Source organism: Hoyosella altamirensis, from assembly GCF_014191505.1.
GTDB lineage: Bacteria > Actinomycetota > Actinomycetes > Mycobacteriales > Mycobacteriaceae > Hoyosella > Hoyosella altamirensis.
The window spans coordinates 607,640-633,348 of sequence record NZ_JACHWS010000002.1 but is presented as its reverse complement, the minus strand read 5'-3'; the positions used below and the strand labels follow the sequence as shown (position 1 = coordinate 633,348).

General features: G+C 63.5%; 17 protein-coding genes. 7 read left to right on the top strand and 10 right to left on the bottom strand.

The features are described from left to right. Positions 1-20: 20 nt before the first annotated feature. The 6 genes from FHU29_RS11750 to FHU29_RS11725 all read left to right on the top strand — a co-directional run bounded on the left by FHU29_RS11750 (position 21) and on the right by FHU29_RS11725 (position 15,616). Positions 21-7,646, top strand: a complete 7,626-nt coding sequence (locus FHU29_RS11750; RefSeq protein WP_064442434.1) for a non-ribosomal peptide synthetase — start codon at positions 21-23, stop codon at positions 7,644-7,646. A gap of 82 nt (positions 7,647-7,728) precedes the next feature. Beyond that, positions 7,729-8,766: an ABC transporter substrate-binding protein gene (locus tag FHU29_RS11745; protein ID WP_064442435.1), complete on the top strand. Its 1,038-nt coding sequence runs from the start codon at positions 7,729-7,731 to the stop codon at positions 8,764-8,766. Positions 8,767-8,787: 21 nt separating this feature from the next. Continuing rightward, entirely contained in the window at positions 8,788-13,266 is a 4,479-nt protein-coding gene (locus FHU29_RS11740) for a non-ribosomal peptide synthetase (RefSeq protein ID WP_064442436.1), read from the top strand. A 9-nt stretch (positions 13,267-13,275) separates the two neighbouring features. Further along, positions 13,276-13,500, top strand: a complete 225-nt coding sequence (locus tag FHU29_RS11735; protein ID WP_064442437.1) for a phosphopantetheine-binding protein — start codon at positions 13,276-13,278, stop codon at positions 13,498-13,500. A gap of 5 nt (positions 13,501-13,505) precedes the next feature. Further along, entirely contained in the window at positions 13,506-14,783 is a 1,278-nt protein-coding gene (gene entS / locus FHU29_RS11730; protein WP_064442438.1) for an enterobactin transporter EntS, read from the top strand. Next, on the top strand, positions 14,780-15,616 hold the full coding sequence (locus FHU29_RS11725; RefSeq protein ID WP_064442439.1) for a siderophore-interacting protein: 837 nt from the start codon (positions 14,780-14,782) through the stop codon (positions 15,614-15,616). The genes entS and FHU29_RS11725 overlap by 4 nt, the downstream gene beginning before the upstream one ends. On the opposite strand, the gene FHU29_RS11720 is transcribed toward FHU29_RS11725, so the two are convergent. The 9 genes from FHU29_RS11720 to wzm form a co-directional block, all read right to left on the bottom strand. Next, complete coding sequence (locus tag FHU29_RS11720; RefSeq protein WP_064442440.1) at positions 15,598-17,052, bottom strand: sodium/glutamate symporter; 1,455 nt, start codon at positions 17,050-17,052, stop codon at positions 15,598-15,600. The genes FHU29_RS11725 and FHU29_RS11720 overlap by 19 nt on opposite strands. Positions 17,053-17,239: 187 nt before the next feature. Next, complete coding sequence (locus tag FHU29_RS11715) at positions 17,240-17,863, bottom strand: RES domain-containing protein (protein ID WP_183377545.1); 624 nt, start codon at positions 17,861-17,863, stop codon at positions 17,240-17,242. After that, entirely contained in the window at positions 17,857-18,435 is a 579-nt protein-coding gene (locus FHU29_RS11710) for a hypothetical protein (RefSeq protein ID WP_064442705.1), read from the bottom strand. The genes FHU29_RS11715 and FHU29_RS11710 overlap by 7 nt, the downstream gene beginning before the upstream one ends. A 106-nt stretch (positions 18,436-18,541) precedes the next feature. Beyond that, complete coding sequence (locus tag FHU29_RS11705; RefSeq protein ID WP_083962429.1) at positions 18,542-20,095, bottom strand: VWA domain-containing protein; 1,554 nt, start codon at positions 20,093-20,095, stop codon at positions 18,542-18,544. Beyond that, positions 20,095-20,208, bottom strand: a complete 114-nt coding sequence (locus FHU29_RS23675) for a hypothetical protein (protein WP_341478971.1) — start codon at positions 20,206-20,208, stop codon at positions 20,095-20,097. Before FHU29_RS23675 ends, FHU29_RS11705 begins: the two co-directional genes overlap by 1 nt. A gap of 31 nt (positions 20,209-20,239) precedes the next feature. After that, positions 20,240-21,031, bottom strand: coding sequence for a magnesium chelatase ATPase subunit I (locus FHU29_RS11700; protein WP_341478970.1), 792 nt, complete (start codon positions 21,029-21,031; stop codon positions 20,240-20,242). A gap of 113 nt (positions 21,032-21,144) precedes the next feature. Further along, positions 21,145-22,026 carry a galactofuranosyltransferase GlfT1 gene (gene glfT1, locus FHU29_RS11695; protein WP_064441398.1) on the bottom strand — a complete coding sequence of 294 codons (882 nt, stop codon included), beginning with the start codon at positions 22,024-22,026 and terminating at the stop codon, positions 21,145-21,147. Further along, on the bottom strand, positions 22,023-22,823 hold the full coding sequence (gene wzt, locus FHU29_RS11690; RefSeq protein ID WP_064441397.1) for a galactan export ABC transporter ATP-binding subunit Wzt/RfbE: 801 nt from the start codon (positions 22,821-22,823) through the stop codon (positions 22,023-22,025). Before wzt ends, glfT1 begins: the two co-directional genes overlap by 4 nt. A 10-nt stretch (positions 22,824-22,833) precedes the next feature. Then, positions 22,834-23,742 (bottom strand): galactan export ABC transporter permease subunit Wzm/RfbD, encoded by a 909-nt coding sequence (gene wzm / locus FHU29_RS11685; RefSeq protein WP_439951634.1) that lies wholly within the window; start codon positions 23,740-23,742, stop codon positions 22,834-22,836. Between the two features lie 75 nt (positions 23,743-23,817). On the opposite strand from wzm, the gene FHU29_RS11680 reads away from it, so the two are divergent. After that, a complete protein-coding gene (locus FHU29_RS11680; protein ID WP_232323020.1) occupies positions 23,818-25,140 on the top strand; it encodes a polysaccharide pyruvyl transferase family protein in 1,323 nt (440 codons plus the stop codon). Here FHU29_RS11680 and FHU29_RS11675 read toward each other — a convergent pair whose 3' ends face one another. Continuing rightward, positions 25,141-25,701, bottom strand: coding sequence for a bacterial proteasome activator family protein (locus FHU29_RS11675; RefSeq protein ID WP_064441396.1), 561 nt, complete (start codon positions 25,699-25,701; stop codon positions 25,141-25,143). Between the last annotated feature and the right edge of the window lie 8 nt (positions 25,702-25,709).

The window sequence follows — 25,709 nt, the reverse complement described above, 5'->3', positions numbered from 1 at the left end:
GCAGAAGATGAGGAAGGTACATGGCTGTCCCGTTCTTCCAGGAAAACGGAGCGTTTCCACTCACCCGAGCTCAGCTCGGAGTGTGGTTCGCACAGCAACTCGACCCCTCCAATGCGATCTTCAACACAGCCGAGTGTGTCGAATTGTGCGGTGCGGTGGAACACGAAGCTCTCGCCGCAGCCGTGCAAGACTCAGTCAACGAAGCTGAAGTGCTTGTTGCGGAGTTCATCCCGGACCCCGACGGGGGAGTCTCACTTCGCCCAGGAGCGCGCAGCCTCCAGGCCGTTGAACGAGTCGACTTGCGTCACCACGCGGATCCGTGGGCAGAGGCCCATAAGTGGATGGCGGCGGATCACCAGCAGGTCATCGATCCGGCGCGAGAGCTATGTGTCCGCGCGGCCATCCTGCAACTGGCTCCCGATCATGCCTTGCTCTATTTGTGCATCCACCATGTTGTGATCGATGCGTACGGCTTCGGGCTGCTCATTCGCCGAATGGCGCAGCGGTACACCGCAGTGGTGAACGGCAGTGAACTCCCCAGTGGCCCTGCCTCATTCGCTCCGGTTGTCGAGGAGGAATCGGCGTACCGCGCCTCCAGCGACTGGGAGCAGGATAGGCAATTCTGGCTCAACTACCTCGACGGCGCTGAAGAGGCGGTCAGCCTTTCCAGCACAGCAACCGGTATCGCGCGCACCGTCCGCAGCGCCCGCCTCATTCTGGCCGCGGAAGACAAGCGCGGCCTGGCCAGCGCCGCTGCGGCAACGGGGGTACCAGGCGCGAGCTGGGGTGACGCGCTCACCGCGGCGATCACCACGTATCTGCGTGGCGCGACGGGACGCGGGGACATCACTGTGGGGTTCCCGGTCATGAACCGGCTGGGCAGCGCTTCCATGGCCGTGCCGATGTCAGCTGTCAACGTTGTCCCGTTGCGACTCGATGTGCGGCCCGAGTACACCGTCCCTGACATCATCGGCCAAGTGAGCGGGGCCATCAAGCAATGCCGCACGCACTTCCGCTACCGCGGCGAAGACATCATCAACGACCTCCGCCTCCCGGCCGGCTCACGCGGCGTGATGGGTGCATCCATCAACGTCAAACCGTTCGCGGACCGTTTCAGCTTCGGGGACATTCGCGCATCGGTTCATTCGATCGCCCGCGGTCCGCTCCAGGACCTCATGGTGACGGCACGCCCCATCGACAAAACGGGCGAACTCGAGGTGTGGCTCGACCTTGACGCCGCGGCGTACACCGAAAACGATCTGGCCGTGCATGCAGCAAGGCTGACGAAAATGTTCCGAGACGTCGCCACGCTGGGTGGCAGCGATACGCCGGTCGCTCGATTGCAGGTGCTCACTGACCCCGAAATGCGAACCATTCTGCACGGGTGGAACAGCCACCACGCCAGTGTTCCAGCGGGTCTGACACTCGTCGACCTGTTTCGCGACTGCTGTGACCGCAACGGCGACCGCGCCGCGATCTATGACGGTGTTACGTCGATGACCTACCGGCAACTGGCGTCCCGCGCTCGCCGCCTCGCACGCCACGTGCTCGCAGTGGATGGGCTGGGAACAACGGGTCGCGTCGCTGTTGCTCTGCCGCGCGGTGCTGACGCTCTGGTTGCGCTGTTCGCGGTCCTGGAAGCAGGCGGAACTTGCGTACCGCTCGATCCCGACCAGCCGGCAGCGCGGCTCGCGCACATCCTGGAGGGCACGGCTCCAGGCAGTGTCATAACCACAGCAGACTGCGCTTCCCGCGTTGCCGGGACATGCGAAATCTGGCTCGACGAGGCTGACGTGAGTAGCTACCCTGATGGTCCACTTACGAACCAGGAACGGCGCAGGCCGCATCCACTCGACATCGCCTACGTCATCTACACATCCGGGTCGACCGGCCGCCCCAAAGGCGTTGAGGTACCGCATGCCGGTGCGGTGAACCTGTTCCATAGCCACCGTGCGCGCGTGTTCAGCCGCACCAAAGAGGTGGCGCACAAAGAACACCTGATCGTCGGGCACGTGTGGTCGCTCGCGTTCGACGCATCGTGGGGCCCGCACCTGTGGATGCTGGATGGGCACACGCTGCACCTCGTCGATGAGACAACGCAACGCGACCCGGAGTTGCTCGCGACGTGGGCGAACCGGGAGAACTGGGACTTCGTCGAGCTACCGCCGGCGCAGCTGGAGTACATCATCGACCATGGCCTGCTGACTGAGGGCAGCGTGCCGGTGCTTGGTTTCGGCGGCGACGCGGTCACGGCCTCGCTATGGAAGCAGCTCCGTGAACGTCCGGGTGCCGCGTTCAATTTTTACGGACCGACGGAAGGCACCGTTGATGTGCTGATCGCCGAAGTGCGCGACCATCCAGAACCTGTTGTCGGTCGGCCGGTTTCGAATCTGCAGGTGTACGTGCTGGATGCAGGGCTGCAGCCCGTGCCGCCGGGGTGCGACGGGGAGCTTTACGTCGCGGGCCCAGGCGTGGTGCAGGGTTACCTCGCTGCCGCCGCGCTGACCGCCGCTCGGTTTGTGGCCAATCCGTTTGGGGACGGGCGTATGTACCGCACCGGCGACGTTGTGCGGTGGACTGATCACGGCACGATCGTCTATCGCGGCCGTGGCGACGATCAAGTGAAAATCCGGGGGTTCCGGGTCGAAGTTGCTGAGGTTGAAACCGCGCTCCGCCGGCTGCGAGGAGTTACTGCTGCGCTGGCGGTCGCTCGTCCCGATGAGAGCGGAGCGAATCAGCTAGTTGGCTACGTTGTCGGCGACGGCGATGAGATCGGTGACGCCGCCTCGATTCGGCAGCAGCTAGCACAGTGGCTGCCCAGCTACATGGTGCCTGCCGTGGTGCTGCCGCTCGATGCAGTGCCGCTTACGTCCAATGGGAAGGTCGACCGGAAACGTCTTCCCGACCCGGACTTTCAGACGATGGTTTCGGCGCGGAAGCCCATTACCCGCGTGGAGCGTGTGGTCGCCGACATTGTCGCGGGAGTGCTCGGCCTTAGTGCCGTCGGTGTAGATGACGACTTCTTCATGCTTGGCGGGCACTCTCTTGCGGCCGCGAAGCTGATCGCAGCGGTGCGCGACAAACTCGGTAGTGACTTGTCGATCCGGTCAGTCTTCGACAACCCGACGGTGGCGGGGCTCGCCAGGGAATGTGGTGGGCAGGTGCGCCACCGCCCGGCCCTGAAGCCTGTTCGCAGGGGAGCGGCATCGCCTCTGTCGGCGGCGCAACAGCGCCTTTGGTTCCAGTACCAGTTAGAAGGCCCGGCGCCGACATACAACATTCCCGTCGCACTGCGTTTGTGTGGAACCCTGGATATCGAGGCGCTGACCGAGGCGCTGCGGCGAGTCATTTACCGGCATGAAGTGTTGCGCACCGTCATTCGCGCGGATGAGAACGGTCGCGCGAGTCAGCACGTGTTGCCGCTTCCCGAAGTGCCGCTTACGGTGCGCAACGTCGCAGCGGAGTCGCTCGACGATGAGCTCACTGAAGCGGCTCGGCATGCTTTCGAGCTGGAACATCACATCCCCCTGCACCTCACGCTGTTCGTCACCGGCGGTGAGTCGGTTCTGCTCGTGCTTGCTCATCACATCGCCAGCGATGAACTGTCGACCCCAATCTTGTTGCGGGACATCGGTGACGCGTACGCCGCAGCATCAGAGGGGACGAGGTGGGCGCCACCGGCGCTGCCTGTCCAGTACGCCGACTACTCGCACTGGCAGCACATTCTGCTGGGCAGTCCAGACGATGCCGACAGCCTCGCCGCTGAACAGATCCGGTACTGGACCGGCGCGCTGGCTGGGCTGCCACCGGAGATGACGCTGCCGTACGACCGCCAGCGGCCTGGCACGGCGAGCTGCCGAGGGGGTGTCGCGGAGGTGACTGTGGGTGCGTCCACCGTCGCTGAACTGCAGAACTTCGCGCGCCGGAACGGCCTGACGATGTTCCTGCTTTCGCACTTGGCGGTTACGGTAACCCTGAATGGGAGCGGCGCCGGGCAGGACGTCGTGGTGGGCACTCCCACAGCGGGACGCCCCGATTCGGCGCTCGACGATCTTGTCGGGTTCTTCGTCAACATGGTGGTTCTGCGATCCGATCTTTCAGGCAATCCGACACTGGAAGAGTTGTCGGTGCGGATCCGCGATTCTGACCTGAGCGCGTTTGCTCACCAGGATGTGTCTTTCGACCGCGTCGTCGAGGTCCTCAGCCCACCGCGTCATGCTGCACGGCACCCGTTGTTCCAGGTGCTCGTCCAGTACAGGACGCCACCGGTGGTAGAGGTGTTCGGGGATCTGCAGCCTCAGGTTGCGACAGTGGACACGCAGGCCGCGATGTATGACTTGGTGTTCGACGTCGTGGGGGAACGTGACGGTTCGGCGCGGATTCGTGTCGAGTATGCCCACGACCTGTTCGATGACCGCACGGGTGCACGTTTTGCTGCGCGGGTGGCGCGGGTTTTCGAACTGATCGCAGAGAATCCCCATCAGCGGCTCACTGAACTGCAACTGCTGTCCCGGGAGGAACAGCAGCTCGTGGATGGACCCCCTGGATACGCATTCAGTGCAGTGGCGCCGCAGATGACCGTGATCGATGCGTTTTTCGCGCAGGCGGCGCGTACCCCTGATGTGAGTGCGCTGGTATCGGAGGAAGCCCGTTATACCTTCGGCGCGCTCGCAGAGCAGGTGCGTCGTATCGCGGGGCACCTCGCTGACCGGGGTGCGAAACGGGAATCACTTATTGCGCTGAAGATTCCGCGCGGGGCGGACGCGATTGCGACGATTCTCGCGATCTGGCAGGTGGGTGCTGCGTATGTGCCTATCGATCCCGACTACCCGGCTGAACGCGTCGACCATATGCTGAACGATGCGGCGCCCCAATTTGTTCTAGAGGACAAAACGTTTGGCCCGCCTCTGAGCGACAGCCGCGCGGAGCTGCGGAACGCCGCATACGTGATCTACACGTCGGGTTCGACCGGACTGCCGAAGGGCGTGGTCGTACCGCACGCGGGACTCGCGAATCTGCGTGACGCGCACGTGCTTGGCTCAGCTAGACAGAAGAGCGTTCTGCTGACTTACAGCTTGTCCTTCGATTCTGCCCTGGATCCGTTGATGGCAATGGTGAACGGGCACACGCTGCACGTGCTGCCCGCGGAGCTCAAAGCTGACGCTCACGGAATCGTCGACTACGTGCGGAAGTACCAGATCGACGTCATCGATTGTGTGCCCCTGCTGATGGCGGAATTGCTCGCTGCCGGGGTGCTCGCCGATGGAGCAGGCCACCGCCCTGACACGGTCATGGTCGGCGGTGAGGCGGTGCCGCCAGAGCTGTGGAGGCAGCTTGCGCACGCCCCGGGTATCACCGCGTACAACGTCTACGGTCCAACTGAGTGCACTGTGGACACGGCTGTTGCTGTGATAGGCGGGGGACGTCCCGTCATCGGGAGACCGATCCCGGGGGTGCAGGCGTACGTTCTCGACGACCTCTTGCGGCCCGTGCCACCGGGTGTTGCCGGCGAGCTGTATGTGGGCGGCCAGGGTGTGAGCCGTGGCTACCTGGGTCAGCCGGGCGTGACGGCGTGCCGATTCATTGCGAGCCCGTTCAGTGGTGCGGGCGAGCGACTGTACCGGACTGGGGATCTAGTTCGGTGGCGCGCCGATGACGCGGCGCTCGACTATCTCGGTCGTGCCGATGACCAGGTGAAACTCCGGGGTTTCCGGATCGAACTGCGCGAAATCGAAGCGGCGCTGTCTCTGCATCCATCGGTGAAATCGGCCGCCGTGATGCTGCGCGAGGACGCACCGGGACGGCGCTTACTTGCGGGCTACGTCACGACATGTGAAGCGGTCACCACTGACGCGCTGCGCCGCTACCTCGCGGAACGATTGCCAGAGCATATGGTCCCCGCCTCGCTGGCCGTCCTTGATGTCCTGCCCCAGACTCCTAACGGCAAGGTTGATCGGGCTGCATTGCCGGAACCGGACTTCACTGCCGAACCGGTGCGTGACGTTGCGAACGAGCGGGAGCAACTCATGTGCGACATCGTGTCGGACGTGCTCCAGGTGCCTTCGGTGGATCCGGATGCCGACTTCTTCACGCTCGGTGGCGATTCGATCGTCGCGATCCAGCTCGTGTCGCGCGCGCGGAATGCCGGGCTCCGTGTGACAGCACGCGAGGTGTTCGAGCATCGCACCGCTGCGGGACTGGCTCGAGTGGCAGTCCCAGATGATCCTGCACGGTGGACCTGGGATGAGCAGTCAGCGACAGGAACGGTGCCGGTGCTGCCGATCACCCACGACATGATCGGTCGCGGTGGCGAGTATCGCCGGTTCGCACAATCGCGGCTGCTGCATGCCCCCGCAAATCTGACACGTGAGGCGCTGGTCGCGGGCATGCAGCAAGTTCTCGACATCCACGATGTCCTGCGGGCGAGTTTCGCAGCGCAGATGCGAACGCTGGAGATCCCCCCGGCGGGCGCCGTTCGCGCGGAAGATGTCGTCGCCGAAGTGGCGCTGCCGGAAGGGCATGCGGAGGAGCTCATCGCGGAGGTGACGGCGCAGGCGTACCGCGAACTCGATCCGGCGGCAGGCAGAATGACGAGGGTCGTCCTGTTTACCGGCGAGACGCCGCGTGTCCTCATCGTCGTGCACCATCTCGCGATCGACGGTGTGTCATGGCGGATCGTCGTTCCGGACCTTGCTGCGGCGTGTGAAGGGCGGGTGCTGGCGCGGTCGGGGATGCCGATGCGCGCCTGGGCGCAGGCATTGACGCAGCGTGCCAGCGAGCGGCGGGCGGAGCTGCCGCTGTGGAGGCAAATCCTCGCGGCACGGGGGCGAGTCCGGGTCGGGTCGCGCGAGCTTGGTCCCAGCGACACGATGTCGCAGACCGGGACGGTGCAAGTCGACGTCCCTGTGAACGTAGCGGAAAAGGTACTTACAGTGCTGCCCGAGCGTTTCCGGGCCCGCGTCGACGATGTCTTGCTCAGCGCGCTCGCCCGGGCGGTGGTCGCGGAGCACGGCCCCGGCGGTGTGCTTGTTGATCTTGAGGGGCACGGTCGTGAGGAGTCCGTGGTGCCGGGGGCTGACCTTGCACGTACCGCGGGATGGTTCACGACGCTGTACCCCGCTCGGCTCGACCCTGGTGAGGGCGACGCGGCGAGCGCGCTGAAGCGCGTGAAGGAGCAACTCCGCGCCATTCCCGATAACGGGATCGGTTACGGGATGCTGCGGCACCTTGACGTTACGGGGCGTGCGGAACTCAGTCCGCTCCCCGCTCCGGAGATTGGGTTCAACTATCTGGGCCGCTTCACGCTCGGTGAGCAGGCGGGAGAGCCGTGGTCTGCTGCAGCTGACGCGCTTGGTGGATCGACTGATGCGGAGATGCCAGTGAGCCATGCGATTGAAGTGGGGGTGGTGGCGCTGGAAACCGATGCAGGAACAGTGTTGCGCGCGCGCTTCGGCTTCAGCACTGGCGTCGTCACCAAGCACGTGGTGCAGAAGATGGCCGAGCGATGGGCAGGGGAATTGAGCGGACTTGCCGAGGATGCGTCGGCAGGCGGGTTTACCGCCTCTGACCTCACATTGAGTGGCTTGGAGCAGGACGAGATCGAAGAGTTTGAGGCGGAGTTCACAGAGTTCTCGGACGTCAACTAAACACTTGATCATGATAAGTTCGGTAAGGCTAACCAAATATGTCGGGCAATTCCGGCATTCTCATTCCGGGGAGATCAAGCACATGCGAGGAACAAAACTGAGTGGCGCACGCCGTGCGGGGGCACTCGCTGCAGCGTCGCTGCTGGCGCTGGGGCTGGCGGCATGCGGAAATGACGGAGATGGCACGAGTGCCACCGCCGACTCGGCGGACGTGGCAGCCACATCAGACTCGACTCGCACCTTCGAGGCGCAGAACGGCTCCATCGAGATTCCCGCAGAGCCGCAGAGCATCGTGGCATGCGGCTACGCTGTCCTGCCGCTGATCCAGGCCCAGGCAAACCTCTCAGCAGTGTGCGAGTGGACCCGCGAGATCGACAGTATGGCCGAGGAAACTCGCGCTGCCTACGATGCGCTGCCGAAAATCGCACCTGATGGGGCGGCGCAGTCGATCAACTATGAGGCAGTCGCCGCGGCCGAGCCGGACCTGATCATCATGGGTGTCCCGATTCGCGCCAAGGAAAGCCTCAACATGGAGGCGCTGGAAGCGCTGGCGCCGGTGGTCTTCCTCGGTCCCACGACCGCGTCAGACTGGCGGGAACTGGGTGAACAGCAAACCGACGCTGCCGGAGTCGCCCAGAACTATGGTCCCTTCAAAGAGACATACGACGCGCGTGCCACCGAAATCGCGGAGAAGTATAAGGACAGTCTTGGCAGCCTGAAATTCGCTGGCGTGTGCGATATCTGTGGTGCCAATGCAGGGGAGTTCGTCCGCGAGTATGCGGATTCCTACACCACGAACTTGTTCGCTGACCTCGGCGCCGACTTCCCCGGTCAACCCGACGACGATTCCATCGAGCATGCAGAGTACGCGTCGTACGAGCGCATTCCGGAGCTCCTCGGCGACGCCGATGTCATCGTCTACGCGGTTCAGGAAGACGGCACCGTTACCGAGGAACTCGAGGAACTTATGAATTCTGATCTGTGGCAGTCGCTTCCAGCGGTTCAGTCCGGGAACTTGATCCCCGTCCGCCACGGCCATGCCGCGACCTACCAGACGGCAGTGCTCGCGCTCGATTCCATCGAGGAATCACTTGAAACCCTGCCCGCAGCCAACAACTAACGGCTAAGGACTAGATCTCTGATGTCCCGCACCACTGCGCTCGAAGACGTTGTCCCTCTTTCACCATTGCAGCACGGTCTGCTCTACCTTCACGCCGTCACCAGGCCGGACGATGGTGCGGATGCTGGGCCTGACGTGTACACCGTGCAGTCAGTATTGAGGCTGACAGGTGACCTCGATGAGCAGCGGCTGCGGGACTCGGCACACGCCCTCCTTGAACGGCATGCGGCACTGCGCACCTGCTTCCGGCAGCGTAAAGATGGGCGCACCGCTGGTCTGGTTGTCCGTGGTGTGACCGCACCCTGGACAACGAGCGACCTGACCCACCTGCACAACGGTGCACAGGTCACCGAACTCGAGAAGATTTGCTCCGCCGATCGTGGGCAATGGTTCGACCTCACACAGCCGCCCCTTATCCGCTGGCATCTCGTCCGCACGGGTGCACGCGAATGCCATCTCATCATGACGGCGCATCACATCGTCGTCGACGGCTGGTCCACACCGATCCTCGTTCGTGAACTGCTCGAACTGTATGCCGGCGCCGGGGAGCTATCGCCGGTTCGGCCCTACCGCGACTATCTCGCCTGGCTGGACAAGCAGGATCATGCTGCCGCCCAGGCTATCTGGCAGGAGACGCTCGCGGGGCTCACTGAGCCGACACTGGTTGCGGCGCCCGGATCTACCCGCGAAGCACGCCAGATCGATACTCACGACCCCGGCATCCCTACCGAACTCACTGCTGCGGTTCTTGCGTGTGCGCAGCGGTGCGGGGTAACGGTCAATACGGTTCTGCAGGCAACGTGGGCGTTGCTGCTCAGCGGCCTTACTGGCCGTCGCGATGTGGTCTTCGGAGCGACAGTATCGGGACGCCCTCCAGAACTGCCTGGAGTGGAATCCATGGTCGGGCTCTTCATCAACACCGTTCCAGTTCGCGTACAGATAGAGCCAGGCGACACAGCCGCCGATCTCTTAGAGCGAGTGCAGCGGTCCCACGCCCGAACCATCGATCACCAGTACGCCGCCCTCGCTGATATCCAGCGTGACCAGGGGCTCGGTGAACTGTTCGACACCCTGACCATCTTCGAAAGCTATCCAATCGACAAGGATGCGCTCGAACGAGCACAGCAGTCAGGCGGTATCCGAATGGATGCCGTGCACGGAGCGGATGCGACGAACTTCCCGCTCGTCCTGGTCGCAGGCCTTAGTGACCAGTTGATTGTCCGGCTCGAATACCAGCCAGCATTGTTCTCACCCGACGCCGTCACCGCTATTGGCCGACGCTTCGTCTCGCTGCTCACACAAGTCACCGGTCAGCCAGAGTGTCCAGTCCCGCAGATGTCCTTCCTGCTCGACGAAGAGCGTAAGGAACTCACGTCCTGGCTTCCCGCCCGCGCTGACGCGACGACCATGCCGGACCTCCTCACCGCGCAGTCCGAAGCAACACCAGACCGCACCGCAGTCGTCTGTGGCGGTGACATTCTCACTTTCGCCGACTTCAGTTGCGCGGCGAATCAACTGGCCCGGGCGCTGATACAGCACGGCATCGGGCCTGAAGCTGTAGTGGCGATCGCCTTGCCCCGCTCCGCAGCGGTGATGTCCGCGATTTTCGGTGTTTTCGCCGCGGGCGGCTGTTATGTCCCACTCGATCCGTCGTATCCACCGGAGCGTCTCGCGCACATGCTTGACGACGCGCGGCCCGTCATGGTCATCACCGACGCCGCGACATCCGAGACGCTGGGCAGCGTGCTGAGTGGCTGGAATGTACTCAACCTCGACGCGGCTCGCGAGCTGATCTCACGACAGTCGGCACGCCCTATTACCGACGACGATCGCTGCGCCCCGCTGCGGCCCAGCAACACCGCCTACGCCATTTACACCTCAGGTTCTACAGGGCGCCCAAAAGGTGTGGCGATCACCCACTCGAACCTCGTGAACCTGTTCGCCAGCCATCACGCTGATCTGCACCAGCCTGCCGTGCAGGCGGCGGCTCGCGAGAACCTGGGTGTCGGACACGCGTGGTCCTTCAGCTTCGACGCTTCCTGGCAGCCCATGCTGTGGCTGCTCGACGGCCACACAGTCCATATCTTCGACGACACCACCATGCGTGACCCAGCAGAGATGACGCGCTACACCCTCGAGCACGAACTCGACTTCCTCGAGGTCACCCCCACTTTCCTGGACCACATGACAGGTGAAGGCCTGTTCAGCGGAGCGCACCGTCCGGCCGCTGTCGGTTTCGGTGGTGAAGCGGTCAACCCCGATCTGTGGCGGCGTCTGCGGGCCTCACCAGTGCTTGCCGCGAACCTGTACGGGCCCACCGAATGCACCGTCGACTCACTGATCGGTTTCGCCGCAGACACGGCGTCACCGACGCTCGGACGTGCTGTGCACGGGGGCCGCGCGTACGTGCTCGACGACCTGCTGCGCCCTGTCCCGCCCGGCGGGACCGGTGAACTTTACCTTGGTGGGGCCGGGGTGGGCCGAGGCTATCTGAACCGCCCGGAACTCACCGCGGACCGGTTTGTGGCTGACCCGCACGGAATCGCGGGGCAGCGCATGTACCGTACCGGCGACGTAGTGCGACTCTCTGCCGGATCGCCATACCGTCTTGAATACCTCGGACGCGGTGACGACCAGGTCAAAATACGTGGCTTCCGCGTCGAACTCGGCGAAGTGGAAGCGGCGCTGGCCGCAGCGCCCGGAGTGCGCAGTGCGATCGCGGTAGCCCACACCGACGAGTCCGGTGTTCGTCGCATCGTCGGGTACATAACTTGTGACGACCCTGCTGAGGCTGATGTCGACCCGCTCGATGTGCGCAGCGAACTCCAGACGCTTCTGCCCGACTACATGGTGCCCGCGGCCGTGATCCTGATCGACTCGATCCCAACGATGCCCAACGGAAAGATCGACCGGAAATCACTGCCAAATCCTGACTTCGCCGCGTTGACCAGCAGTCGAGCGCCCCGGACGGCCACTGAAGCGACCTTGGCCGGTGTTGTCGCAGAGATTCTTGGCCTGGAGAACATCGGAATCGACGATGATTTCTTCCTGCTCGGCGGGGATTCCATCGTCTCGATCCAGCTGGTGTCGAAAGTCCGCGCCGCAGGCATAGCCTTGAGTGCACGAGACGTATTCGAACTGCGCACCATCGCCGCGATGGCGGCAGCGTGCGATAAGTCGGACGCCATCGTCGCCGACGCTGAAGCCGCGGCACGACTCGACGCAATTCCCGCGACCGGCGAAGTCCCGTTCACGCCTATCATGCGCGACGCCCTTGAATGGGGCGGTGACCTGAGCCGGTTCACACAATCTCGGCTTCTCACCGCGCCCGCGGGACTGACGCTCGCAGCGCTCAGCAGCGCGATCGGGGAGCTTGTTTCAGCGCACCCGGCACTCCGATCCAGGCTTGCACGCGATAGCTGGGTACTCAATGAGACCGGCCCCGCGCCAGAGGTTCTCGTACGCCGGGTCGACGCGGCACAGAGCCCCTGGGAGGAGCTTTTCCGCGTGGAACGGCACCGTGTGCTCGATGCTCTCGATCCACATCGCGGCATCATGTTGCAAGCCGTGCTATTCGACATGGGGCCTGATGTCCCCGGTCGTGTTTTTCTTGCGATCCATCACTTTGCCGTTGACGGGGTCTCATGGCGGACGCTAGTTCCTGACCTGGCCGCCGCAGTGCGCGGCGACGGGATCGAGCCGGAGGGCACTTCCTTCCGGGCCTGGGCAACGACCCTGGCTGCCAGCCACCGGGTGCCCAGTAATCGGGACGTGTGGCTGCCCGCTCTCAGCGCGGAGGAACCGGTGCTGGGAACGCGTGGGCTGACCGGAACGGACACTGTCGCGACGATGCGATCCGCTCACGTCCGCCTGTCCATTCGAACCACCGAGAAGGTCCTCGCCAGCGGGGCCGTCAACGACATCCTCCTCGCCGCACTGGCATTCGCGGTGCGAGAAGTGCGCGGGGGGTGCGCCGTGAAGATCGAGCTCGAGGGGCATGGCCGTGAAGAACACCTCGTCCCCGGCGCAGATCTTTCCAGGACTGTCGGCTGGTTCACGACAATGTTCCCCGTGCTGATCGACGTCGCTGACGACCTGACAGCGACGCTGCACAACACAGCTTCCGCGCTGCGGGCCATCCCTGATGGTGGCATCGGCTTCGGGCTGTTGCGCGAATACGACCCCGAGTTCCGGGCGAGGCCCTATCAGCGACCTTCTGTGGTGTTCAACTATCTGGGCCGCATGACGCTCGGCGAAGAAACCGGTGCGGCCTGGACCACAGCGCCGGAAGGGGAGGCGCTCGGTGGTTCCGTTGACCCCGCCACCAGGCTCAACCACCCGCTCCACGTGGACGCGGTGACCGTCGACAGCGCCGACGGGCCCGAAATTGAATGCGAATTCTCGGCTGCCAGTGGTGTTCTCGGGCCCGAGTCCACCCAGCGAATCGCGGCGATCTGGCGGCAAGCCGTCAGCGATCTCACAACTGACATCACACACTAAAGGAGAACCATGGGACTGCAACGCTCCACCATCCTCGCCGATACCGCGCGCATCCTCGAGGTTCCCGCGGACCAGCTTGACCCATCCATCAGCCTCGTGGATCAGGGGCTCGACTCGGTGCGGCTGATCGCGCTCGTCGAGCAGTGGCGTGAGACTGGCGTGGACGTTGACTTCGTGGCGCTATCAACACAGCCAGAACTTGACCACTGGTTCACTGTCCTCGGGGCGAACTGATCCGCGTGACACTGCGCAACAGAGTTCTCATCGACATCAGCCCGCTGCGCATCAGCCGCGAATTCCGGTACCTGTTCACCGCGCGGGCCGTGTCGATCCTCGGCATCGGCTTCTTGATGGTCGCACTGCCTGTGCAAATGTATGACCTGACCGGCTCCACCACACAGGTCGCCGCGGTCGCTGCTGTCTTCGGCGCTGCCACCTTTGTGGCGACCTTCCTCGGGGGAGTCCTCGCGGACCGATGTGACCGCCGTCGCCTCATCATGCTCGCGCGCGGGACCGCAGGCGTGTTCTTCGCGGTACTCGCAATCAACGCCGTTCTTCCCGAGCCGCAGACTTGGGTGCTGTACCTCTGTGCTGTCGTCGACGGAGTGTGTGGCGGCATCTCAGTCACTGCGCTGATGGCCGTCACGCCCAGCCTGATACCCCGCGACAAGCTCGCCGCCGCAGGTGCGCTCGTCGCATTGACGGGGAACATCGGCGCCCTCGCGGGCCCCGCACTGGGTGGCGTCGTCATCGCTGCGGGGGGAGTGGGGGTCAACTACACCGTTGCCGCGGTGGCGACTGCGGTGACCACGTTCTGCATTTCGCGACTACCACCGCTGCCGCCTCCAGGTCACGCTCGCGAATCACCAGCCGCGTCGGTCAGCAGCGGCTACAAGTACGCACTAGGTGACCGTGTTGTCGGCGGAGTTCTCGTCGCTGGATTCGTGTCCATGCTCTTGGCCGGGTGGGCTGTTTTCATACCCGAATACGCCACCGAGGTCCTCGGTGTGGGTCCGTCAGTCATCGGCCTGCTTTACGCGGCCCCTGCGTTTGGAGCGCTTCTGGGGTCGCTGACCAGCGGATGGACGTCGACGGTGCAATGGAGCGGACGGGTGATTTTCGGTGGCATGCTGATTTCCGCCGCCGGACTGGCGGGCGCAGGTGCCTCCTCCGCCGTCGTGCTTGTGGTCGTGGGACTCGCCGCGCACGGCTTCGGTGACACGATCACCGACATCATGCGTTACGCCGTCATCCAGCGCGGCACCCCCGACGAGTACCGCGGGCGCATCGCTGGTGTCTGGTCCGCTCAAATGACGGCAGGGGCGTCCATCGGGGCCATCGCCGCAGGTGCAGTGTCTTTTGTTGTGCCGATTTCCGCGGCCCTCGTGGTGTACGGACTGATCGGGTGCGTGCTGACGCTCGTGCTGTGTGCATGGCTCAGGACACTGCGGGGTGTGAATGAGCGAGAGCAAGTTAACGAAGAAGTAACTGCCGCGAGCGGAGGGAGCGCGAAATGAACCGGACGGGCTATCAGGATCGGCTGGCGGAGGTTCTAGCGGGTCACAGCGCCGCGAAGGTCGGGTACCCGATTGGGCTCCGCGAACTGACAGTGCTGCGGCGCACAGCCGTCGGTTCTGGAATCGTGCGCGTCACGTTTGGTGGTCCAGAACTAGCCGGGTTCGTGTCGCACGTGCCCGACGAACATGTACGGCTGATCTTTCCGGATTCGGACGGTGTTCTCCGGTTGCCCGAACGTGACGGTTTGTCGCTGCGATGGTCAGCGCCAAGGCCCGTTTCGCGCGAGTATTCGGTTCGCCGTTTTGATGCTGAGGGTGGCGAGCTGGACATCGAGTTCGTGATCCATCCGGGAGGGCTCGCCTCTGAGTGGGCTGCGCGTGCTGAACCCGGCGCACGGATTCATATCGCGGGCCCGCCCGGAGGCGTCGTGGTACCCGACAGCTATGACCGGTACCTGCTGGCTGGGGACATCACTGCGCTGCCCGCCATCGCTCGCTGGCTCGAGATGTTGCCGCGCGATGCGCGCGGCTGGGCGATCGTGGAAGTTGCGGACGAATCCGAGCAGGTCACCCTTGACGCGCCCGCCGGACTGGACGTGCAATGGCTGCACCGCGGCGACGCGGCGCCCGGTTCAACGGATCTTCTGGAAAAGGCGATCCGGACGCTCGTGCTGCCTTCCGGTGAGCGCATTTACATCTGGATCTCCGGAGAAGCGGGGTCTATTCGCCCGCTGCGCAGGTGGGTTCGCGCTGAAGTGACGTCTGAGCGGTGTGACCACTTGATCACGGGGTACTGGAAGCGCGGCACAGCGGATTACGGTGACCCAGATTGATCCGGGGTACCGGTCTTGGTCTCGGCCTGCAGGGGTTTCCGTTTACCGAAGTAGAGCAAACCGGCGGCAATAGAACCGATGAAGAGCGCGAGCATACCTGCGAAGAACCAGCCTGCACCGAAGGTCATAATCAGGGGTATTGAACCGGCAGTGATGAGACCGCCGCCGAAGAATGGTTCGAGTACTAGTTGCTTGTAACCGAACGCGGGATACGCGGGTGTCTTGAGGTCAGGGTCGGCGACCCTCAGCAGGATGAGCCCGGTAGACGTCACACCGAGTGACTGGCCAATGTCGGCGAGGCCGCGCTCAAACCAGTAGTCAGGCATAACCCGGCGTGCGAGGACGAGGAACGCGAACACTGCCCAGAGGAGGCCCGTGATCGCGAGGAGCAGGAATGGGCCAATGTTTGCCGCAATAGCTTGCAGCGAAAGCGTGCCGAGCGCGGCGATGATGAGTACGTCCAGCGAGAAACCCTGAATGCGCTCGACCAACTGCTGGTCGACGATCTCGTGCTTGTCAAAGGACTGAATCAAAAGCTGCACGATGATTCCGCCGATCATCGCGATCGGGAACAACGGAACGAACGCGAACAGTTCGAAACTGTCGGCCCAGAATTGCTGTTCGATCCACCGCAGGCTCTCGAGAATCATCCAGCCAATGAGCACGGCACACGCGATCAAACCGAAATGCAGCGTGAGAGGCTCGATCGAGGACTGCTGAACGGTGAGGGTACCTGCGCGGCGACGGTCCTCCTTCTCGATGAGTCCGGCCTGCTCGGCGACCGTGAGATCGGCCCGGTCAGTAATCTGCGTTGTTTTACCCGTTCGCACACCCCAGTTGATAAGGATGATGCCCACAATTACGCCCGACAAAATACCAATCGTCGCGAGGCCTAGGGCGAGGTCCTGCCCTTCAGGGAACCCGAACTCTTCGAACGTGGCAGCCATACCGGCCGCCGTGCCGTGACCACCTTCGAAACCGATCTCAATCAGTGTTCCTGAGATGATCGGCAGCCCGAAAAGTGGGCCCATGACGAGGAACGCGAGCAGCAAACCGAGCACGTACTGCCCGCTGCCCAGCGCCATGCCGAAGCTGATCTGCGGCCCAGCAACATGGAATGCTTCTTTGATCGACGGCAACCGGTGGCCAAGAAACAGCGCCGCGAAGACCACTGAAATGAGGAGCCCCGGAAGTGCACTCCAGACATCGAGTACAGCCTCGGTGAAAAGCCCGGACTCAGAGAACCGATCGATCCCGAACAAGCCCATAATCTGGCCGAACACGTCTGGACCGAGCAGCAAAGCGATGCCGCCGCCGATGATGGAACTGGGGATGAACAGTCGCTGTGCCAGCCGCCATTTCACACGAATGATCTTTGACAGGAGCATAAACACGCCGATGAGGAGCAGGGCGAAGCCGATCACGTTCGCGGACATGAGGATCCTTCCCCGCGAGTCGGCCTGCGGCATTGCCGACAAGACCCGCGATATGCGGTCTTCCCTAGGTTCTTTCGAACCGAACTGCGCAGTGTCCTAAAGAGCTACGGTACGACACCTGTGGGGGTCATGTGACTTGAATGGTCGCCCTCGTCCGTATCGTCCAGGTTTATTTGAATTAGCCCGGCTAATGTGCACCGTAGCCGACTGTTTCGGCGGCTCGTTCAATCAGTGACCACACCAGCGGATGCGAGAGTGGCCTCGAAAAATCAGGTGCGGACGGGATCGCCGCTGCTGCCCGGTCATATAGCACCGGCATGGATTCACCGGTCATCGTGGACGGCGCCCACAGCCCATCGAGGTCTTCCCACTGCTGGTGAATGGCATGAGACCAAGCCCGGCAGGTCGGCCGCGGAGCCGCCGTGAGCGCGTACGCGGCATTGTTTCTCACTGCCCAGCTCTGCGTGAGATCAAGTAACTTCAGCGGCCGGACCGGCATCCACGAAGTCAGGTAGGGCGCACCGGTCATCGTGTTGACCCTGCGAGTGGTCTGAAATACCTCCGCCACAGAGGTGCGCACACTGCACGCGGTATACATGATGCCGAAACCAGGGTGGATTCCCCGCTCCGGAGGGTGCGGATCGTAGCGCGAGCTCACTACGGGACCGAACTCACGAAACGAGTTCCACGGCAGGACATGCGTTCCGCGGGTTCGGTGAATTCTCCACACTGGACCGGCATACTCGATGACGTCACCCTCATTGCGAACTAGCGGCGAATGCGGTTCACGAGGAACCTTCGGTTTCACCACCGATCGAAGTCTGCAGCCATGCTGACGATGACGCCCGGGTCGCGGCCAGCGGCAAGCCACTGCGCTGGCGTGTGGCCATCGAGGAACTCGTGCGGGCTGGTCATCATCGCGGCGATATCGAGGGGATGCGCACCTTCCGGGATCGCCGCAACCACCTCAGCCAGCCCGGGAAGTAGGGCGTTACCGGCGAACTGCCAGCTTGGAATGCGGAGTCGTGAACCCACTTTGAACGACCACAGGGCATCTTCGTGGATGCGGCGCGAAATCCCCGACGGGTCGACCCCTAGCTGCCGTGCTGCCTGCGTCCGGCTCAGGGAACTGGCAACGAGATCTTTAACCGAGCTGGCGACGGCGACGGCGTGCCGATGCTGTTCGTCTGCGGGATCCCATTGCGCTAGCACCGCATCGGTGCCCTCACCAGCATGCTGGCTGAGGTAGTCCAGTTCATGGGCGGTGAGCGGCGCGGAGCCGGGACGCTGAACCGATCGCAGTGCAGCGTCGAGCTCGCTCGCCAGGTCTTGCTCCGTCAAACCCACGTTGTACCGGTCAAGCACATCCTTGATTGCCGACATCGGATTGCACCTCCACAAACTCTACGCACAGTATCGCACACGGGTGCGCTATGGTGCGAGAGCATGAGCGAAGGGAGGGGCTCGCGCAATTAGCGCGCGAAGGCGCTCATGAGGGCCTTCCGACGAAAAAAGCCCCAGCTTGCTCTAGCCACGCCAGATCTTCTGTGCCGACGCGTCTGCCAGTGTGCGTCAACGGCAGGACCTCTGCGGGCACCGCCGTCGCGAGCATGGTCAGTTGCTCAGTCGCTTGCTCGACGGCGCTGGCGGCGTTGTCGGGGTCGAGTTTCACGGTCGCACTCCCATCGGTGACAACGAGGGCCCGGACCGCCACGTTCCGGCGCGCGAGGTACGGCGCCGCGACCACTCGGGCCAGTTGAAAGGCTGACGCCAGTGGGGTGCCTCCACCGCTGGGCAGTCTGGTAAGTACCCGATGCGCGCGAAGGAACCCCCGCGTGGGCGGCAGCACGAGTTGCGCTTTGGCTCCACGAGCACTGATGACGGCCACTTCAGAGCGGTCTTGATACGCCCTCTCGAGGGCGTCCGTAGCGAGCGCAGTCGCCTGCCGTAACCGCAGCATACCCATCGAATCTGACCGATCGATGATCACGATTGTGACGGTCTTCGCGCGTCCAGTACGCAGTGTGCCGCGCAGGTCAGCGCGCGTCACTCGGTACTGTTCGCCCTGGCCTGCGGTGTGACGGCGTGCAGCCGCCACCAGGGTGGGGTGGATGGCGACCTTTCCTTGTGCTCGTTCCACGGAAACTACGCGGCCCGCCCGCCCGCGATCGCTGTGGACCTGGGGGCCACGACGTGCTGAGGCGCGAGCGGTAATCCCACGCAATCGCACCTGCTCTGGAACCCGGCGTATCTGTGGTGCAGCGAGCAGTTCCGGGGGTTCTGCTGCGCCCTCCGCGTCCGCGTGACTCTCGGTCATGTCGGCCGCCGTTTCGCTGGCGTCCGCTGAACTGCCTTCGGCCGCAGTGTCACCGTGATCAGAAGCAGAGTCCACCTCGGGTGCCTTGTGCGATCCGTCAGCGTCGATTTCGTCTGGCGGTTCCCCATCAAGTGGCTGCCCGGCCGGCTGGTCAGCATCGTCATCTGCATCCGAACGCCCAACGTCTCCGTCGGGGTCAGCTCCCGCTGGACCGAGAAGCCGCGGCGCAATTACCGTGCGGTACAGGGCTTCGAGGCCTGCCTTTGCGCTGCCGCGCATCTGCGCAACAGCGTGGGTGAATCGGCCGGCGGTGACGTCAAGACCGTGGTCGCGAAGTCCGTTGGCCTCGAGCGCTTCGACAACCGCGCGCGTGAGGTCTGGGGACGGCGGTATCCGTTTTGGTTTGCGAACTGGACTTGCCTGAACTCCGATTATGCAGGTCAACCGTCGTAACAGGATGGGCGGGACGGATTCAGTGTCGGGCGCGGCGGCGAGTATCCGCATGGGAAATTGCGCTACGTCCTCGGTGTCGACGAGATCCGCAGCGGGTACGAGTTGCATGGTGCCGCGGCCCTTTGCTGCGAGTGCGAGTTCACGCCACAGCTGCTCCCGGCCCCAGTTGTCGCCCACGAGGAGGAGCCCGAATTCGCCACCCCGCAGCCACATTTCACATAGCGCCCAATCAGAGGCTGAAAGTAGCTCCCGCGGATCGGGTTCAATACTCATCAGGCCGCGCTGTGGAGGCCGAATGTGCGAACTGCAATGTTGTGGACGCGTGCGCTTGCAGTAGTGGGGTTTTCGAAAGGTTCACGTGCGACGCGGTGGCGCAGTACGGGCACGGCGACGGTCAGGATGTCGCGCGTGGTGACTTCAGCGTCCCTGAAGCGCCGCGGCGGCCCTCGCGGTGCGCACGAGCACGATCTCCGCACGATGACCTATGGCACCACATTCGACGCATAACTGGACCGCGGCTGCACTTACTCTGTCTGGGATCGCCACGTCGCCGAGTGAGCTCCGCGCTCGGCTGACTCGCCCAGCGAGGTCTTGCTGCTGGTCGTGGAAGGCGTGCAGCACGGAGTCGGGGTCAGCGTCGAACGCGAGCCGTCGCCGGACGATCTCGGTGCGTACACCGACGTCACGAATCGTGGTGACGTGCGTCGACAGGCCGAAACGGTCTTCCAGTTGTGGGCGAAGCTCCCCTTCTTCGGGATTGCCGGAGCCAATAAGAACGAACTGGGCATCATGCTGATGGCTGAGGCCGTCACGCTCCACCCGGTTGACTCCGGAGGCCGCGACGTCGAGGAGAAGATCGACGAGGTAGTCGTCGAGCAGGTTGACCTCGTCGATGTAAAGGAAGCCGCGGTGGGCCTCCTGGAGTAGTCCAGGGCGGAAGCGGACCTCGCCGCGGGCGAGCGCAGCGTCAACGTCGAGCGATCCGAGTAAGCGGTCTTCGGAGGCGCCAAGCGGGAGGTCAACGACGGGCGCGGCGATTCCGGCCGCGTGGAGCATATCTGCGAGCGCGCGGACGGTGGTCGATTTGGCGGTGCCGCGGTCACCCATGGCGAGAACGCCACCGATCGCGGGGTCGATGGCGGTCCATAGGAGACAATTCTTGAGGTCGGTCTGCCCGAGAATCGCGGTGAAGGGGAAGTGCGCGCGCATAACCGCCGACAGTAATGGAAACAGTTATCAATTCCAACTGAAGGGTTCGCGGGCGGATGCACCATCCTGCGGGCAGATTTGCGATACGTCAGCCCGCGAAGTCAGTGGACCCGCTACACGCGCCGGAACTGCTCGCGGCGCCCCAGGCGCCGAAGCCGGTTCCATTCCTTCCAGCCAGTGAAGTCACGCTGGTTTACCAGGAAGTACCAGCTGAACCGGACCCATTCCTGGAACAAAAGCTTCCGCATGCCCGGCTGCGCGAGCAGATATCCCCGGTTGCGGTAGGTGTAGTAGCGCTTCACCGAGTTGTCGGGGTACTGGGTGTGCATGCGCCCGCCGAGAATCGGCTTGAATTCGTCTGACCCGTCAGGATGCAGATATGCCGTCTGCAGGCACGTCCCGAATGGAAGGCCGGAGCGGACCAGTCGCCGGTGGACGTCGACTTCATCGCCCCGGACGAACAAGCGAAGATCCGGGACGCCCACCGCCTCGATCGCTTTGGACGAGAACAGTGCTCCATTAAACAGCGACGCGATGCCCGGAAGGAAGTCCTCGTCGCCAAGCTCGTGCCGCCAGCGCCGCCACACGACCCCGCGCCGCAGGGGGAACGCCAGCCGGTCGGGTTCGCCGATGTTGCACACCACGGGGGACACCTCAGCGAGGTCGTACCGTTCAGCGCAGTCCAGCAGGGTCTGCAGAACCTCCGGCCCCTCAGGCCGGCCGTCATCGTCGGCCAGCCACACCCAGTCCGCGCCTAGCGCGAGGGCATGCAGCATTCCCAGCGCGAATCCCCCGGCGCCGCCCAGGTTGTGCTGTGAACCGAGGTATGTCGCCGGTACCGGCTGGGATTCGACGAGTTCTTTCACCTCCGGCTCGGAGGCATTGTCCACGACTATCAAGTGGTCGACGGGACGGTCCTGGCCCGCCACAACCGCGAGAGATTCGGTGAGGAGCTCACGCCGGCGGTGTGTCACCACAACTGCGATGATCTTCATTCCTCTGCCGCCATATCCGCCTGCACCTTGTCGACTATCTTCGCGGCTTCGGGCCCCTTGTAGTGCGTGAGAACATCTTTGATCATCCCGCGTTCGCGCACGGTGCCGTGGTCTATCCACATTGCGGTGTCGCAGAGCTGGGCCAGGAACTCATCAGAGTGGCTCGCGAACACGAGAATGCCGGAGCGGGAAACCAGCTCCTGCAGCTTTTTGCGGGCCTTGCGCATGAAGTCGGCGTCCACCGCCCCGATGCCCTCGTCGAGCAGCAGGATCTCCGGCTCGATACTGGTCACAACACCCATCGCGACCCGGACTCGCATGCCAGTCGAATAGGTGCGCAGCGGCATGTTCAGGTAGTCGCCGAGTTCCGTGAATTCTGCGATGTCATCCATCCGCTGCATCATCTGCTTGCGGGTCATACCGAGGAACAACCCGCGGATGATGATGTTTTCGTAGCCGGAGATTTCTGGGTCCATGCCGACGCCGAGGTCGAAGATCGGAGCTACGCGGCCCTGGATGCGCGCTTTGCCGCGAGTGGGTTCGTAGATCCCGGCGAGCAATCGCAGCAAAGTGGATTTACCGGCACCATTGTGGCCCACAAGGCCGACCCGATCGCCTTCGCGCAGCGACATGGTGACGTCCCGGAGTGCTTCCACCACCACAACGTTCGAATTGGTGCGGCCGATCGAACCGCCCGCTTTGCCCAGGAAGGCCTTCTTCAGCGACCGGGTTTTCGCGTCGAATATCGGAAAGTCGACGCAGGCATGCGCAGTGTCTATGCGTACTTCGTCAGCCACTGGTCCCCTCCTAAACCCAGTAGGGCACGCGGGCCCGGTAGTTGCGCAGCGCGACGATTGTCAGCACCCAGCCGACAACAGTGCAGGCGATGACGATGCCCCAGTGGTATAGCGCGACGGAGTTCCCCAACATGGGTGCACGGACTATCTCCAGGTAGTGGTACAGCGGATTGATCTCGACAATACGGGCGCGGTCAGCAGCCTCGCCGCCACGCGCGATCAGGCCCTCCGTCGTCCACACGATCGGAGTCATGAAGAAGAGCAGCAGCGTCATGCTGTTGAGGATCGGCTGGATGTCCCGGTATCTGGTGGCGAAAATTCCGAAGAACATCGTCACCCACACCACGTTCAGCATGATCAACACGAGGCCGGGGATCGCGAGCAAGCTCGACCAGTCGAGTGAGGGCCGGAAAATCGCGAGCATGATGACGTAGATCAGGATGTTGTGAACGAAGAGCAGGAACAGCCGCCAGGCCAGCCGATACACGTGGACACTCAGTGCGGACGGCAGAAACTTGATCAGGCCTTCGTTTTTGATGAACACTTCCGCGCCGTCGATGATCGCGCCCTGGATCATCGTCCAGACGATGAGTCCCACGGTGACATGTGGAAGAAATGTCCGAAGCTCAACCTCCAGCAGCACCGAGTAGAGCAACCCCATCGCGACGGCCTGGACGCCGGTCGCGATGGTGATCCAGAACGGGCCGATGACGGAGCGCCGATAACGCTGCTTGATGTCCTGCCAACCGAGCTGCAGCCACAGTTCGCGCTGAGACAGGCCGGTACGAAGATCACCGAACGCCCGCGCAAAGGTCCGTGAGTTCGCGGTGATCTCGTGAACCTCGACCTGCAACGCGTGCGCGTGTTCGGCATCCGGCTGTTGAGCGCCGCCTTGGGGATCAGTCGGTGAGTCGGGCACGAACGGTAAGCCTAGTCGCCGGGCGATGGAATCGTGGAAGGGCCGCGCGGGGGACACCCGGAAGGAGCCTTCGAGTTGCCTAAAGGTAAAGAGATCGCCAAAGTTGTCCTCATGCTGCAGCCCGACGAAGGTCGTGAAGTCGTCTACCTCATTGCTCCAAGTGGGCACCCCAACTACGGTGACGAATTCATCGCCGCGGCCTGGCTGCGATATTTGGCGCGGGCTCGGCCGCACGCGCTCATCGTGCTCGACTGCCACACACCAGGGCAGGCTTCCGTGCTGCTGAACGGCTGCCATCCGCGTGTGCTGTTCGTGGACACCGCGTGGCGCCTCGCTGTGGAGGCAGGCAACCGGCCGCAGGAAGAATCGCATGAGTTGCTGGACCGGGTCATCGATGAACCGGGGCGTGCTTGCCTGCTCGCAGACGGGATCGGGCTGCTGTCCAGGGCGTCGAGCATCCACCTGCTTGGCGGTGGTTACCTGAATTCGGTGTGGCCGCACCATCTCGGCTTGTTGAGGCTTGTTCGTGCAGCGGCGCGACGGTCCGGCGCCCGCCTGTACGCCACCGGTCAGGGACTCATGCCGGCGGGCAGTGCGGAAGAGCTCCGTGCGAGCGTTGGTGACTTCGACGTCTTCGACGTGCGGGACCGTGAATCCGCCGAACTCCTCGGTGTCACCGCAACTGGAGACGACGCGTGGCTCGCTGTAAATCCGAAGTCAGGAACCGATCGACAACTGCGTCGCGAGGTGCCTGTGTACGACATCACGAGTGACGCCGCTCAACGCGACGTCGTCCTGTGTCTGCAGTCCGACCTTGTGACGAACACAGATGATGTGCCCGGCGGGAGCGTCGCCGACCTTGCCATCCGTTTGCTCGATGAATGGGGTGTGACCGGTGATCAAGTAGCCGTCATTGAATGCATCCCGGGTACTGATCGGGTCGCCTACGATCAGATCGCGCACCGGATCGAAGGGGCCGTATTTGTGCCGTTCACCGTGCTATGGCGTGACGGGCTGCCAGCGCGGGCAGGGCAAACATGGATCAGCACTCGCTTCCATCCGCACCTGCTCGCCGCAGCGGCAGGCGCGTCGGGCGTGGCGCTGAGCGGGCGCAAGGACTATTACGACACCAAGCACCGCTCGCTCACCGACGAAGGATCACCATGGGTAGTTCTGCCGCTGAACGCTGATATCGACGCCCCCGCCAGGCCGTCGCGCGGCGGATTTACTGCCGGAAACGTCGACAGTCTGGTGGCGCGCAAACGACGCCTTGCCGGTCAGTTGTACCCGCGCCAGTCAGCGCGGGTACGTGTCAAACAGGCGTTACCACCGCGGGTGCGGCGCAAGCTTCGCGCCGGGGTCCAGCGAGGAAAAGCTCTGCTGGCGAGACAGGACTAGCTACAGGTATTGGCCGGTGCCTGTCGCGGAGTGTCCGCCATGCTCCGGGTGCTCGGGGTCCTGATGTGCATGTCCAAGGCTCATCCCTGGGGGCAGGGCGCCTTGGCGCATCTGCTCGAGCTGCGCACGCGCCGCCATCTGCTGAGCGAAAAGTGCTGTCTGGATGCCGTGGAAGACCCCCTCCAGCCATCCGACCAGCTGTGCCTGCGCGATACGTAGCTCCGAGTCACTTGGTACGGCATCCTCGCCGAATGGCAGGGTGATGCGGGTGAGTTCGTCTCGCAGTTCTGGGGCGAGACCATCCTGAAGTTCCTGGATGGATGATTCGTGAATTTCACGCAGACGGGTGCGGCTCGCCTCATCAAGCGGTGCGGCCCGGACTTCCTCAAGCAGCTGCTTGATCATTGTGCCAATCCGCATCACCTTCGCCGGCTGCTCGACAAGGTCGGTGAGCGCAGTGGGTGATGATTCCTGCTTCCCGTTCTGTGCCGCCGTTGACTCCTCGGCCTCTACTGGCTCGGTGCTGATCACTTCGATGTCATCGTTCTCTGACAAGGACATGTTCCTAT